Annotated in this window: 10 protein-coding genes; 5 read left to right on the forward strand and 5 right to left on the reverse strand. The window is 42.9% G+C overall.

What is annotated here, in order from left to right; genetic code table 11:
* Positions 1-51: 51 nt before the first annotated feature.
* On the reverse strand, positions 52-2,952 hold the full coding sequence (locus F885_RS01305) for a valine--tRNA ligase (RefSeq protein ID WP_005322689.1): 2,901 nt from the start codon (positions 2,950-2,952) through the stop codon (positions 52-54).
* A 371-nt stretch (positions 2,953-3,323) separates the two neighbouring features.
* Between F885_RS01305 and F885_RS01300 the strand changes: the two genes are divergently transcribed.
* From F885_RS01300 to F885_RS01280, 5 genes are all read left to right on the forward strand, one after another.
* Entirely contained in the window at positions 3,324-4,004 is a 681-nt protein-coding gene (locus tag F885_RS01300) for a hypothetical protein (protein ID WP_005322691.1), read from the forward strand.
* Between the two features lie 113 nt (positions 4,005-4,117).
* The gene (locus F885_RS01295) at positions 4,118-4,780 is read left to right on the forward strand and encodes a hypothetical protein (RefSeq protein ID WP_005322693.1); all 663 of its coding nucleotides are present in this window, start codon (positions 4,118-4,120) and stop codon (positions 4,778-4,780) included.
* Between the two features lie 13 nt (positions 4,781-4,793).
* Positions 4,794-5,600, forward strand: a complete 807-nt coding sequence (locus F885_RS01290) for an SDR family NAD(P)-dependent oxidoreductase (RefSeq protein WP_005322695.1) — start codon at positions 4,794-4,796, stop codon at positions 5,598-5,600.
* Positions 5,597-6,307, forward strand: coding sequence for a Dph6-related ATP pyrophosphatase (locus tag F885_RS01285; RefSeq protein ID WP_005322697.1), 711 nt, complete (start codon positions 5,597-5,599; stop codon positions 6,305-6,307). Before F885_RS01290 ends, F885_RS01285 begins: the two co-directional genes overlap by 4 nt.
* Positions 6,308-6,539: 232 nt before the next feature.
* The gene (locus tag F885_RS01280; RefSeq protein WP_005205927.1) at positions 6,540-8,168 is read left to right on the forward strand and encodes an OFA family MFS transporter; all 1,629 of its coding nucleotides are present in this window, start codon (positions 6,540-6,542) and stop codon (positions 8,166-8,168) included.
* A 91-nt stretch (positions 8,169-8,259) separates the two neighbouring features.
* On the opposite strand, the gene F885_RS01275 is transcribed toward F885_RS01280, so the two are convergent.
* From F885_RS01275 to adeJ, 4 genes are all read right to left on the reverse strand, one after another.
* Positions 8,260-8,703, reverse strand: a complete 444-nt coding sequence (locus F885_RS01275) for a YbjQ family protein (RefSeq protein WP_005205921.1) — start codon at positions 8,701-8,703, stop codon at positions 8,260-8,262.
* An 8-nt stretch (positions 8,704-8,711) separates the two neighbouring features.
* On the reverse strand, positions 8,712-9,062 hold the full coding sequence (locus F885_RS01270; protein ID WP_005296351.1) for a YbjQ family protein: 351 nt from the start codon (positions 9,060-9,062) through the stop codon (positions 8,712-8,714).
* 108 nt (positions 9,063-9,170) lie between these two features.
* Positions 9,171-10,634 carry a multidrug efflux RND transporter AdeIJK outer membrane channel subunit AdeK gene (adeK, locus tag F885_RS01265; RefSeq protein WP_005322700.1) on the reverse strand — a complete coding sequence of 488 codons (1,464 nt, stop codon included), beginning with the start codon at positions 10,632-10,634 and terminating at the stop codon, positions 9,171-9,173.
* A 5-nt stretch (positions 10,635-10,639) separates the two neighbouring features.
* Complete coding sequence (adeJ, locus tag F885_RS01260) at positions 10,640-13,813, reverse strand: multidrug efflux RND transporter permease subunit AdeJ (RefSeq protein ID WP_005205917.1); 3,174 nt, start codon at positions 13,811-13,813, stop codon at positions 10,640-10,642.
* Positions 13,814-13,819: the final 6 nt, after the last annotated feature.

The raw sequence follows: 13,819 nt of genomic DNA on the forward strand, positions 1-13,819 counted from the left end.
AACTTAAAAAAATCCCCTCATTCGAGGGGATTTTTTGAATCAAATTGCTGCTTAAAGCGCAGCAATCTGTTCCATACTTTGCTTAATTTTCGCTAACTGATCAGCAAACTCAGTCAATTTAACCTTTTCACCTTCAACAACCGCTGCTGGTGCTTTCGCTACGAAACCTTCATTCGAAAGTTTATTGGCAATTTGGTCATGCTGCTTTTGAACTTTATCCAAGTCCTTCTGCAAACGACCCAATTCAGCTTTAGGATCAATCAAGCCTTTCATTGGTACAAATACCGATGCATGGCTAACAACGCTAGAGCAAGACAACGGTGGTTCTTGTTCATTGCTTAAAAACTCGATGCTTTCAACTTTAGCCAATGCTTTGAATAAAGCTTCGATACGGATGATTTGCTCACGTTCAGCATCAGAAATGTTCTTGAGTAATACAGGCAATAAACGCGCATTACCTAAGCCCATTTCACCACGAATATTACGTACCGCACCAATCAGACCTTGTAACCACTGCATATCTGCTTCAGCTTGATCATTCACTTTCGCTTGATCAGGAACAGGGTATTGCGCAGTCATAATCGTTGCACCGCCTTTGCCTAACATTGGCGCAAGCGTTTGCCAGATTTCTTCAGTCAAATATGGCATCAATGGATGTGCCAAACGTAAAGACGCTTCCATCACCGCAAGTAATACACGGCGAACTTCCGCTTTACGCTCTTCAGAGACATTGGCATCGTTCAGAACGGGTTTGGTTAACTCAACATACCAGTCACAGTATTCATTCCAGATAAAGTCATAGATCGCTTGTGCAGCAAGGTCTAAACGATACGTAGCAAATGCTTGATGTACCGCAGCTTCTGCTTTTTGCAGACGGCTCATGATCCATTTTTCTGGAAGTTCCCATAACTCAGGACGAGCTTCTTGAGCAACGGTTTGACCTTCAACATTCATCAATACGAAACGGGTTGCGTTCCAGATCTTGTTGGCAAAGTTACGGTAGCCTTCAACACGTTTCATATCGAACTTAATGTCACGACCTGTATTGGCAAGCGCACAGAATGTGAAACGAACTGCATCGGTACCGTAAGCTTGAATGCCTTCTGGGAATTCTTTACGGGTTGATTTCTCAATCTTCGCCGCTTGTTTCGGGTTCATCAGACCCGTCGTACGTTTTTGTACCAAAGTCTCAAGATCAACACCGTCAATCAGGTCTAGTGGGTCAAGTACGTTGCCCTTAGACTTCGACATTTTTTGACCTTCGCCATCACGAACTAGACCGTGAACATAGACGGTTTTAAACGGTACTTGTGGCGTACCATCTTCATTCTTCATGAAGTGCATCGTAAACATGATCATACGAGCAACCCAGAAGAAGATGATGTCAAAACCAGTCACCAATACATCAGTCGGGTGGAAAGTATTGAGGAAATAGTTTTCCGCATCTTTCTTGGCATCGCCAGTCCAACCTAAGGTTGAGAAGGTCCACAGCGCAGAAGAGAACCATGTATCCAGTACGTCTTCATCTTGATTTAACGCAACATCGGCAGGGATGTTGTTTTTAGCACGGACTTCAGCTTCGTCACGACCGACATAGATGTTGCCTTCAGCATCGTACCAAGCTGGGATACGGTGACCCCACCAAAGCTGACGAGAGATACACCAGTCTTGGATGTTGTTCATCCACGCCATGTACATGTTGCTGTACTGCTCAGGAACGAACTTGATACGACCGTCTTGAACCGCTTCAATTGCAGGTTGCGCCAATGGAGCAATTTTTACATACCATTGGTCTGTCAATAATGGCTCAACGATCACACCTGAACGGTCACCGCGTGGTGGTTTAAGTGTGTAAGGTTGGATTTGATCTAACCAGCCTTCAGCTTCTGCTTGTTCGACCAGTTTTTTACGTGCTTCAAAACGCTCTAAACCAATATAGTCCGCAGGGGCAGGGATGGTTTTAGAAATTTGCTCGCCCGCTTTGGCGATGTATTCAAACTCAGCCAATACTTCTGCATTTTTATTGAAGATATTAATGATTGGTAATTCACAACGCTTACCGACTTCATAGTCGTTAAAGTCATGTGCAGGGGTGATTTTCACACAGCCTGTACCGAATTCTTTATCTACATATTCATCTTTAACGATTGGAACAGCACGACCTGTAATTGGCAGGATAATGTTCTGACCTACAAGATGCGTATAGCGTTCATCATCAAGTGCCACAGCAACCGCGGTATCACCTAACAAGGTTTCAGGACGAGTGGTAGCGACAACGATATGGTCTTTACCATCATGGGTACGTAGGTTTTTATCTTCAAAGAAGTATTTGAAGTGCCACAATGAACCTGCTTCTTCTTTATCAGATTCAACTTCTAAGTCTGATAGCGCCGTTTGTAGTTTCGGATCCCAGTTGACGAGACGTTTACCACGGTAGATCAAGCCATCTTCATGCAGTTTTACGAAGACTTCTTTTACTGCATTAGACAAGCCTTCATCCATAGTGAAGCGTTCACGCGACCAGTCGACTGAAGAACCTAAACGACGAATCTGACGGGTGATGGTATCGCCTGATTGCTCTTTCCATTCCCAGATTTTTTCGATGAACTTTTCACGACCTAAGTCATGACGGCTGACACCTTGTGCACCTAGTTGACGCTCGACCACCATCTGCGTTGCAATCCCCGCATGGTCGGTTCCTGGCTGCCATAAGGTATTTTTACCCATCATACGATTGTAACGGGTCAGTGCATCCATGATGGCATTGTTAAAGCCATGTCCCATGTGCAAGCTACCGGTGACGTTCGGGGGTGGAATCATGATACAGAATGATTCACCTTGACCTGATGGTTTGAAATAACCTTGTTGTTCCCAGATTTGATACCATTTCTTTTCGATCTCGGTTGGATCGTAAGTGGTTGCAATATTTTGAGCAGATTGAGCGTCAGTCATAGTACAGAAGATTAAAATTGAATAAAAAATTAGATCTATTGTAGCAAAAAATCCTCGCTTCTGTAGGCATTTCAGCCGCGCCAAGTGTTAATGCGAAAAGCTGCTTAAATAATGTCTGAATTGCTGTTTTTTGAGCTTTTATAAAGGAGACGTTTAGTACAGCTTCATCATGTGGCTTTTATGCCTGATGATCGACAGCTCAATCAAGATAAAGTCTTTATAGACTTCATTTTTTTGAAAAAAGCCGATGAAAGGCGTTGGATTTTTATACAAATAGGATTAGATTTGTGTAATGCATCACATAACTTAAAAATATTGATGCTCAAAACAACAATATAAGAATGCAAAAAACTAAAAAAGGGATGCTTCTCATGAGTTATTCAATCCTGTTGAAAATTAATGACGTCACACATGGACAATTTGAAACTATCCGCCAACAGCTCAATGCTGGTACGCATGAGAGCCAATCCCGTATCTTGGGTGAGGTGTTATCCGAAATTGCGTGTGAGATTGTCGAGCAAGTGTTTTCGGTACTCTTGATTCAAAATCGTCAGCCGACGCAGCTCACCCAGAAAAATACTGCTGAATCTGAAAGGGTGATTCAACAGATCATTGGGGCGGTACGTAAATATATGCCGTGGTCGATTGCTTTATTTGGGAATGAACGTCTGTGTCCCTTTGCCAATTATTTTTCCAATATGATCAAGTATCACGATGAGCAGGTTTATGTATCTTATCCGATTGATCGACAATTGGTGCAGCAGGCACATCGTTTGGTCACGCAACTCAAGAATAATGAAATCAGTGATATGGTCGATGTGTTTCAAACCTTGATTCAAATCGTGGATTTGGGTGTGACCAGTTTGATCCGTGAACCGAAAAAATGTCTCAACTTTAATACTGTGGTGGATAAAACCTTAAATGGAGTGATCAATATGACTGCCCATTTAAGTTATAAGCGTTTAGAGAAAATGGGCAATCAAGTGGATAGCAATGCAGCAACAGATTGTGTCAATCATTTTTTAGCATTTATGCATGTCGATACAGAATAGAGTGTGCTAAATTCGGCGTGTACAACGCCAAAAATGATAGAAAAATAGATTTGATAAAAGGGCTTGTTTAACAAGCTCTTTTTTTATGGAATCTTACAATTAGGGTTATTAAAATGAACACCGCCGTTTTTTTAAATATTCATGCGGATACTTATGCACGTTTTGCACATATTCGGACGCAATTATTGCAAGGAAGTAAAGAAAGTCAGGCCAATGCTTTGGGCAGTGTATTGTCTGAAATGGCTTGTGAAGTGATTGAACAAGTTTTTATGGTGCTGTTACAAGAAAATCAGCAGTATTCACAAACGGGTGAATCTGAAAAAGTGATTCAGCAAATTTTGGAAGCAATTCGCAAATATATGCCATGGTCGATTTCATTTTTTGGCAATGACCGCTTAATCCCTTTGGTGGAATATCTCTCTAAAACCCTGCAACTTGAAGATGAACAGGTATATATGACTTATCCTGTTGAGCAGCATTTGGCTCAAAAGGTCATCGCTTCTAGCCAAAAGTTGGCAGGAGGAGATCATCGAGAAATTTCAAATGCACTCAAACTTCTCACTGACGTGATTGATGCTGGCGTCACTCATTTGATTCGTGAACCAAAAAAATGTCTCAAGTTCAATTTTGTGGTCGATAAAACCCTCAATGGGGTGATTAATATGACCACACATTTGGGTTATAAGCGTTTGGAAAAATTAGGCACGCAAATTGATCAGCAAGTCGCGGCAACATATGTAGATTACTTCCTGAAATTTATGCGTCATCAAGCATAGGTAGGACATGGACATGGCAAAACTCAAAACTCTTGAAAATAAAGTGGTCTGGATTACGGGTGCTTCATCTGGCTTAGGTAAAGCTTTAGCTCGTGAATGTGCATTGCAAGGTGCACAAGTGGTGCTGACCTCGCGTCGTTATGATGAACTGGAAGTAGTACGCGTTGGGTTACTTAAACCCGAACAGCATCTTTCGATTGCCGCAGATATTACCGATGAAGCTCAAGTCCGCCATGCGCATGAACAGGTCTTGGCCTGTAAAGGACGTATTGACTGGCTGATCAATAATGCGGGTTTAAGTCAGCGTGCTCTGATTCAAGAGACCACCATGCAAACTGAACGTGCCATCATGGAAGTCGACTACTTTTCACAGGTCTTTTTTACCAAAACCGTGTTACCAACTTTGCTGCAACAAAAATCGGGTCGGGTGGTGTTCGTTTCCAGTGTCGCGGGCTTATTAGGCACCCAATATCGTGCCACGTATTCAGCGGCTAAGGCAGCGATTCATATGTGGGCCAACAGTTTGCGTGCTGAAGTTGCACCAGAAGGTGTTGAAGTTTCGGTGGTTTTCCCTGGCTTTGTCAAAACCAATGTCTCTTTTAATGCCCTCAATGGTGAAGGCAAGCCACAAGGCCATCAGGATGAAGCCATTGAAAATGGTTTAGATGCTGATGTGTTTGCTGAGCGGGTGGTGGAGTCGTTGATGGCAGGCGAGCAATATATTGTTGTTGGTGGCAAAAAAGAACAATTAGGTGTGTTGGTTTCTCGATTGTCACCAAACTTGTTGTATAAGATGATTCGCAAAATGAAAGTGAAATGAGTGTGAATAATCGTAAGAAAGCCGTTTTTAATTGGAGCGGTGGTAAAGACTCTTCATTGGCACTGTATAAAGTCTTACAGCAAAATGAATTTGAGGTGGTTGCTTTATTAACCACGGTCAATGAAGAAACAGCGTTGTCATCTATGCATGCCATTCCATATGCATTGCTTGAAAAACAGGCTGAAAGTATTGGTATTCCACTTTATCCTGTATTTCTACCAAAAAGTCTGCCTGTCTATGAGCAACGTATGCTCGATGCAGCCAATCATTTTAAGGCACAGGGCGTTGAGCACTTTATCTTTGGTGATATTTACCTCAGCGATGTACGCAAATATCGTGAAGACCGTTTACATCCTTTAGGCATTGAAGTGGTTGAGCCGATATGGAATCTGAACTCGACTGAAGTGATGCAGGACTTCTTGGATTCAGGCATTAAAACCAAGATCATCGTGACCGATGCCAGTAAATTGGATGAGTCGTTTATTGGACAGGATATCGATACAGCTTTGATTAAGCGGATGCCAAGCGATGTTGATGTTTGTGGTGAAAATGGCGAATACCATACTTTTGCTTATGCAGGCGGTTTATTCAAACATGCTGTTGAATTTGAGATTGCTGAAACTCGTCAGATGTCATACGAGTTTAAGTTAGAAGATGGGGAAGAGAAAACTTTTCATTATTGGCAAGCGATCTTTGCCGAATCCTAAGCAAAAATCCTGTGCATGGCACAGGATTTTTTTTTAAATCATTAAATCTGTTATGTACTATTTATTAAAAAAAGCTACTTGATAAGAACAAGATATTTTTTGCACAATCATTTGATTGGCCTTCACTGAAAAATAAGCATAATACCAAGCTCTGGCATCAGCGCGAATCGCTGCCTAGACCCAAATGAATAATACTAACTTCTCTTTAGCAGTGAAGGTATGGAGATTGTACATGGAAAGACGACTTTCACTTCTGGCCAAGGAACGCACGATTGCCCATTCTGGCTATAACCGTTGGCTATTGCCTCCTGCCGCGTTAGCGATTCATCTCAGTATTGGTATGGCCTATGGCTTTTCCGTGTTCTGGTTGCCATTATCCAAAGCATTGGGAATTGATGCCCCGATCGAATGTAAAAATATAGGTCTGCTTGAGCAGTTGTTCACTACAACCTGCGACTGGAGTGTGTCTACATTAAGTATTATGTACACGCTATTTTTTGTCTTTTTGGGTTCATCCGCATTTTTGTTTGGTGGTTGGCTTGAACATGCAGGACCGCGAAAGGCAGGTGTGGTTGCTGCATTTTGCTGGGCAAGTGGTTTGATCTTATCTGCGCTGGGTGTTTATACGCATCAGTTGTGGTTATTGTGGTTGGGAGGTGGAATAGGGGGTATAGGGCTTGGGCTTGGTTATATTTCACCTGTATCTACCCTGATTAAATGGTTTCCAGACCGTCGTGGTTTAGCAACAGGTCTTGCCATTATGGGCTTTGGTGGAGGCGCCATGATTGGTGCGCCATTGGCAGATAAGCTAATGAAGTTCTTTGCAACGGATACCTCTGTGGGTGTCTGGCAAACGTTTTTGGTACTGGCTGCCGTTTATTTTATTTTTATGATTGGTGGTGCCTTCGGTTACCGCATTCCGCCCTCAAATTGGAAGCCGAGTGGCTGGCAACCGACAGTAACGCAGGCGACGGGCCTTGTGACCAATCGTCATGTGCATTTAAATAAGGCATGGAAAACCAAGCAGTTCTGGTTGATTTGGGGTGTACTCTGTTTAAACGTTTCTGCTGGTATAGGGATTTTAGCAATGGCTTCGCCGTTGCTACAGGAGGTATTTGGCGGACGCCTCATCGGTTTAGATGTGGGGATTAATGAATTAAACGCAGAGCAAAAAATGCAGATAGCAACCTTTGCTGCAGGTTTCACCGGTTTACTGTCCTTGTTTAATATTGCTGGGCGTTTCTTTTGGGCATCGACATCGGACTTTATTGGTCGTAAAAATACCTACTTTATTTTTCTCGCATTGGGCTTTTTGTTGTATGTCTCGATTCCACACTTGGCGTATGCAGAAAATTTACCATTATTCGTTTTAGCCTTCTGTGTCATCCTGTCGATGTATGGTGGCGGTTTTGCCACTGTACCTGCTTATTTGGCTGATATTTTTGGTACACAAATGGTTGGGGCCATTCATGGGCGTTTGCTTACCGCATGGTCTGTCGCAGGGATATTGGGGACCTTATTGATTACCAATATACGTGATTATCAACTGGCACATGGCGTGACTCAGGCTCAATCTTATGATGTTGCTATGTATATTTTGGCGGCTATGTTAGCGATTGGATTTGTGCTCAATCTCTTGATCAAACCTGTTGATGAAGATCAATATATGACAGATGCGGAATTAGCCGCAGAAAAGGCTTTAGCGCATGAGAAAGTATCACAAGATCTAAGCATAGAAAATAATGTAGCACATGCGCCATCCAAGACCATTACGGTGGTACTTGCTTGGTTGGTGGTAGGTCTCCCTTTATTGGCAGGGATTTGGTTTACCTTACAAAAGGCGATTGTTTTATTTCATTAATTTTAAAATCTAAGCGATAAAAAATGCCTCATGATTTGAGGCATTTTTTATTTTATGGGTACTACAGTAATTCCCTAATAGGCTACTGTCATCAATGTGGAGCGTTTACGATGGCAGTTCCATAAGCAAACACTTCAACCATTCCACCTTGCATACCCAATTCAGTGGTACTGAGTCGAACCCCCATAATATGGTTCGCACCCATGGCATGCGCTTCTTGCTTCAGGCGAACCACAGCTTCACGACGCGCCCGTTCCACCACACTTTCATAGCTGACCAAACGCCCACCAAAGAAGTTTCGAATGGTTGCCAGTACATACTTAAAATAATCGTGGGAGATCACCACATTGCTGCTGACCATTTGCCCATAGGCTGAGGTTTCTACAAAGCGATTGGTGTCAATACGGATATGGGAAAATTGCTTTTCTTTCTGATCCAGTTCACGTAAGTGTTTCTGCTCGATATGACGACCAAAACCCCAACCGACTGAAAATAGGATCAGAAACAGGACAATCTGAAAAATTAATCCATCCATAATTTTGCCTATGCGCCAAATGGATCAGGAAGTTTAGGCGCAACGGGTTGTACTACTACCGCTGTACCATAGACAAATAACTCTGATGCGCCTTGGGCAATATTTGAAGTTGAGAAACGAATACCGACAATGGCATTGGCACCTAAACCTTTGGCCTTATCAATCATACGTTGAGTGGCTTCCTGACGTGACTCTTCCAGCAATTCGGTATAACCCGTTAACTCACCACCCACAATATTCTTTAAACCTGCCATCAAATCACGACCAACATGTTTACTACGAACGGTGCTGCCATACACCACATCTAGCTGGCGTAAGATTTCATGGCCCGGTACAGACTCTAAACTGCTTAGTAACATCGTATTTTCTAAATCATCAATATATTCAGTTTGAAGATAAGAAATATTGGCAATGGTTGCAATAAAAAAGCTCACCGAAGTGAGCTTTTTTATGCGCAAAAGATGAAATTATTTTTTTGCGTAATGTTGTTCAGAGCTCGATGGTTGATGAGCTACAGTTTCACTGGATGAGGCTTTGAGACCACCGCCAAGTGTTTTGTAAAGTTCAACTTGGTTGTTGAGGTTTGCTTGTTGTAATAACAATAAACCTTGTTCTGCTGAATAAGCAGAACGTTGTGCATCCAATACGGTTAAATAGCTATCAATACCAGCACGGAAGCGGGCATTTGAAAGCTTGTATGTTGTATTAGTTGCATCAACCAAACGACGTTGAGCGGTTAAACGGTCACCAATGTTAGCACGTGTTGCCAAAGCATCATTTACTTCACGGAAAGCTGACTGTACTGACTTCTCATAGTTAGCAAGTGCAATTTTCTGATCAGTTTCAGAGATTTTGACATTGGCCTTACGAGTACCCCAGTCAAAAATTGGGATATTCAAGCTTGGACCAATTGACCATAACGCATTCCCTGATTTGAATAAGTCACTCAAATCAGTTGATGCATAACCAGCAGAACCAGTCAGGCTAATAGTTGGGAACAGTTGGGCTTTAGCAGCACCAATATTCGCACCCGCAGCACTTAACTGGTATTCAGATGCTTTTACATCTGGACGGTTGTTGAGCAAGTCACTTGGTAAGCCAGCGCTAAACACGTTTTGTTGCGTGATACTCGCCACTTGTTGTTGAGGGAGCAAGTTCTGAGGAACTGGCTGACCAACAAGCAAGTTCAACAAGTTTTGAGCTTGAGCAACTTGAGTCTTGTAGTTCGCGACATCATTACGTGCCGTTTCAACTGAAATTTGTGCTTGGCGCACAGGGATTTCGCTATCAATACCTACATCGAAACGTTTCTTGTTCAAGTTAAACGAGTCTTGTTGAGCTTTTAGCGTTTGATCCGCAAGTTTCAATTGTGCATTCGCATATGAGTAGTTTAACCATGCTTGAGTCACTTGGCTGATTAAACTGATCTGCGTTGCATCACGTGAGCTTTGTGTTGCGAGGTAGCTATCTAAAGCTGCATCTTTCAAGCTACGTACACGCCCCCAAAAATCTAACTCATAAGCAGTTAGACCCAAACCAACTTGATAAGTTGAATAAGGATTATTTGGGTCACGGGTAGGGGTGACTTGACGAACAGCACTACCACTTGCCCCAATTGTTGGCAATTGGTTGTTTTCCGAAATTTGGTATTGCTGTTGCGCTTTTTGAATGTTCAACGTAGCAGTACGTAAATCACGGTTATTGGCAAGTGCTAGATCAAGTACTTGCAGTAAACGTTGGTCAGCAAAGAAGTCTTTGTAACCTTGTTCCGCAATTGATTTTCCAGAAGCATTGCCATAAGACGCGAAGCTTTCAGGAACATCTGAACTCACAACAGGCTCTGGCCCGCGCATGCTTTGGCAGGCAGCCAAAGATAGCGCGAGTGCAGAGATTGCAATGCCACGACTGGAAATAGACCATACAGTTTGCATCACGATCAATGCTCCTGAGTATTTAAAGTTTTAGGTTTGTACTTAAAGATACTACGAATCCACACGAAGAATACAGGGATAAAGAAGATACCTAAAAGAGTTGAAGAAATTACACCACCAAGTACACCATAACCGACTGAGTGTTGGCTACCAGCGCCCGCACCGCTTGCCAAGGCTAATGGTAATACACCAAAACCAAATGCAAGTGTAGTCATGATAATTGGGCGTAAACGCATTTTTGCAGCATGTAATGTTGCTTCAAATAGTTCTTCGCCTTGTTCCTGTAATTCTTTCGCAAATTCGACGATCAAGATCGCATTCTTCGCAGATAGACCAATTACGGCAACAATCGCAACCTGGAAGTAAATGTTAAAGGATAAGTTTGGATCACCTTTAATAATCATACCTAACCATGTCAATGTAAATGCACCGACGATACCTAAAGGTACAACCAGTAATACCGAAACAGGTACTGACCAGCTTTCATAGAGTGCAGCAAGACACAGGAATACGATTAATAATGAAAGAACCAACAGAGGAGCCGTTTGGCTGCCAGAATCACGTTCTTCTAAAGATAAACCGGTCCATTCATAGTCGAAACCGGTTAAGCCCATAGAGGGTAACTTACCAATGATTTCTTCCATCGCCAACATTGCATCACCAGAGCTGACACCCGGTGCAGGCGTACCTTGAATGTTAACAGATGATACGCCGTTATAACGCTCTAGACGTGGTGAACCATAAGTCCATTCACCTTTGGCAAAGCCAGAGAAAGGAACCATTTCGCCTTTGTTATTACGCACATACCACTTGTTCAAGTCCTCAGGCATCATGCGGGTATCCGCTTCACCTTGGACATAAACTTTCTTCACACGACCACGGTCAACGAAGTCATTGATATATGAACCACCCCAAGCCATGCTCATGGTGCTGTTAATATCAGCGATACTGACGCCCATTGCACCTGCTTGCGCTTGATCAATGGTGATTTGGTACTGAGGTGTATCTTCTTGACCATTTGGACGTACACCTGCAAGACGTTTGTCTTGTGATGCCATACCTAAAATTGCATTACGTGCAGCAATCAGCTTTTCATGCCCTTGACCGCTTGCATCTTTCAACTGGATATCGAAACCAGAAGCGACACCCAATTCAGGCATTGCTGGTAATTGCAATGGCATGATGTAAGACGCATCTTTCACAATCATGTTCAATGCCATACCACGTTGAATGATGGCACCAATCTGTGATTCTGGTGTGGTACGTTCACTCCAGTCTTTTAATTTAATAAAGGCAAGACCCGCGTTTTGACCCACCCCTGTGAATGAGAAACCAGCAACTGTAAAGATCGACTCTACATTTTCTTTTTCCTTATTCAAGAAGTAACCCGTCATGGTATCAATGACTTTATCAGTACGTTCCAAGCTCGCGCTCGGTGGTAACTGAACTAAGGTCATGACCACACCTTGGTCTTCTTCTGGTAAGAAAGAAGATGGCAATACTTTGTAGATACCAACCAACGCTGCGATGACAACAATATAAAGCACACCAGAGAATAACTTGTGGTGGGTCATACGATTGACGCCGCCTTGGTATTTCTCTGAAAGTTTTTCAAAGCTACGGTTAAACCAACGGAAGAAACGCGCGAAAATATTGTTGCTTTCTTCTTTGTTTGGATCGTGTTGTTTTAACAAGGTCGCACACAGGGCAGGGGTAAAGGTTAATGCTACAAGTAATGACAGGATCATCGCCGTAACCAGCGTGATCGAGAACTGACGATAAATCACCCCAGTGGTTCCACTGAAGAACGCCATTGGTACGAATACCGCTGTTAATACACTGGTGATACCGACTAAGGCACCCGAAATCTGACTCATTGACTTTTCAGTCGCTGGAATCGGTTCGAGATGTTCTTCTTGCATCACCCGTTCAACGTTCTCAACCACAACGATGGCGTCATCTACCAACAGACCGATGGCCAGTACCATTGCGAACATGGTTAAGGTGTTGATCGAGAATCCGAAGATATTAATCACGGCAAAGGTACCCAATACCACTACAGGTACAGCCAATGTCGGAATAATCGTTGCGCGCCAGTTCTGTAAGAACAAGAACATTACGATAAATACCAAGACGACTGCTTCAATCAGTGTATGGACAACACTTTCAATTGATAGACGAATAAATGGTGTGGTGTCATACGCAAGCTTGTCTTTTAAACCGCTTGGATAGTTATGACGTAACTCAGATAAACGCTTTTCAACTGCGGCAGCGGTATCCAGTGCATTGGCACCTGTTGCAAGTTTGATTGCAACACCACCTGCAGGACTACCATTAAATTTCGAGTCGAATTGGTAGTTATCAGAACCCAATTCCACACGTGCAACATCACCTAAACGAACTTGAGCACCACCTGAAGTATTTTTCAGGAAGATGTTTTTAAACTGTTCAGGGGTTTGCAACATGGTTTGTGCATTCACGGTTGCGTTGAGTACTTGACCCGCAGTCGATGGCGCACCACCGAGCTGACCAACTGCAACTTGAGAGTTTTGTGCACGAATGGCTGTTGCAACATCATTAGGCGTTAAGTTAAAGCTCGTCAGCTTTGCTGGATCTAACCAGATACGCATTGCATATGAACCACCAAATACTTGGAGTTCACCCACACCCGCCACACGACTCAGTGGCTCAGAAATATTTGAGTTCACATAGTCTTTAATGTCAGATGCAGAAAGGCTGTTATCTGGTGAGTAAAAAGCAATAACTTGCAAGAAGCTTGCGCCAGACTTAGTCACTTTTACACCTTGACGTTGTACGTCAGCAGGTAAAAGCGCTGTTGCTGATTGCAGTTTGTTTTGAACTTGAACCTGCGCGATATCTGGATCGATACCTTGTGCAAAGTTTAAGTTAATTGATGCTTGACCATTACCCGCACTGTTCGATGAAATGTAACGTAAGCCATCCAAACCATTCATTTGTTGTTCAATGATTTGGGTGACCGTATTTTCAACGGTTTGAGCAGAAGCCCCAGGATAAGTTGCAGAAATGGTTACCGTGGGGGGGGCAATTGTCGGATATTGTGCAACTGGCATTTTTGTCAGCGTGATAATACCCGCCAACATAATGACCAGTGCAATCACCCAAGCGAAAATTGGGCGATGGATAAAAAATTGAGCCATGCAATC

The sequence above is a fragment of the Acinetobacter higginsii genome, from assembly GCF_000369845.1.
In the GTDB taxonomy this organism is placed as follows: domain Bacteria; phylum Pseudomonadota; class Gammaproteobacteria; order Pseudomonadales; family Moraxellaceae; genus Acinetobacter; species Acinetobacter higginsii.

Coding starts and splice junctions, on each gene's coding strand:
- F885_RS01305 (WP_005322689.1), bottom strand. CDS start 2,952: ATGACTGACGCTCAATCTGCTCAAAATATTGCAACCACTTACGATCCA.
- F885_RS01270 (WP_005296351.1), bottom strand. CDS start 9,062: ATGTTACTAAGCAGTTTAGAGTCTGTACCGGGCCATGAAATCTTACGC.
- F885_RS01295 (WP_005322693.1), top strand. CDS start 4,118: ATGAACACCGCCGTTTTTTTAAATATTCATGCGGATACTTATGCACGT.
- adeK (WP_005322700.1), bottom strand. CDS start 10,634: ATGCAAACTGTATGGTCTATTTCCAGTCGTGGCATTGCAATCTCTGCA.
- F885_RS01280 (WP_005205927.1), top strand. CDS start 6,540: ATGGAAAGACGACTTTCACTTCTGGCCAAGGAACGCACGATTGCCCAT.
- F885_RS01300 (WP_005322691.1), top strand. CDS start 3,324: ATGAGTTATTCAATCCTGTTGAAAATTAATGACGTCACACATGGACAA.
- F885_RS01290 (WP_005322695.1), top strand. CDS start 4,794: ATGGCAAAACTCAAAACTCTTGAAAATAAAGTGGTCTGGATTACGGGT.
- F885_RS01275 (WP_005205921.1), bottom strand. CDS start 8,703: ATGGATGGATTAATTTTTCAGATTGTCCTGTTTCTGATCCTATTTTCA.
- adeJ (WP_005205917.1), bottom strand. CDS start 13,813: ATGGCTCAATTTTTTATCCATCGCCCAATTTTCGCTTGGGTGATTGCA.
- F885_RS01285 (WP_005322697.1), top strand. CDS start 5,597: ATGAGTGTGAATAATCGTAAGAAAGCCGTTTTTAATTGGAGCGGTGGT.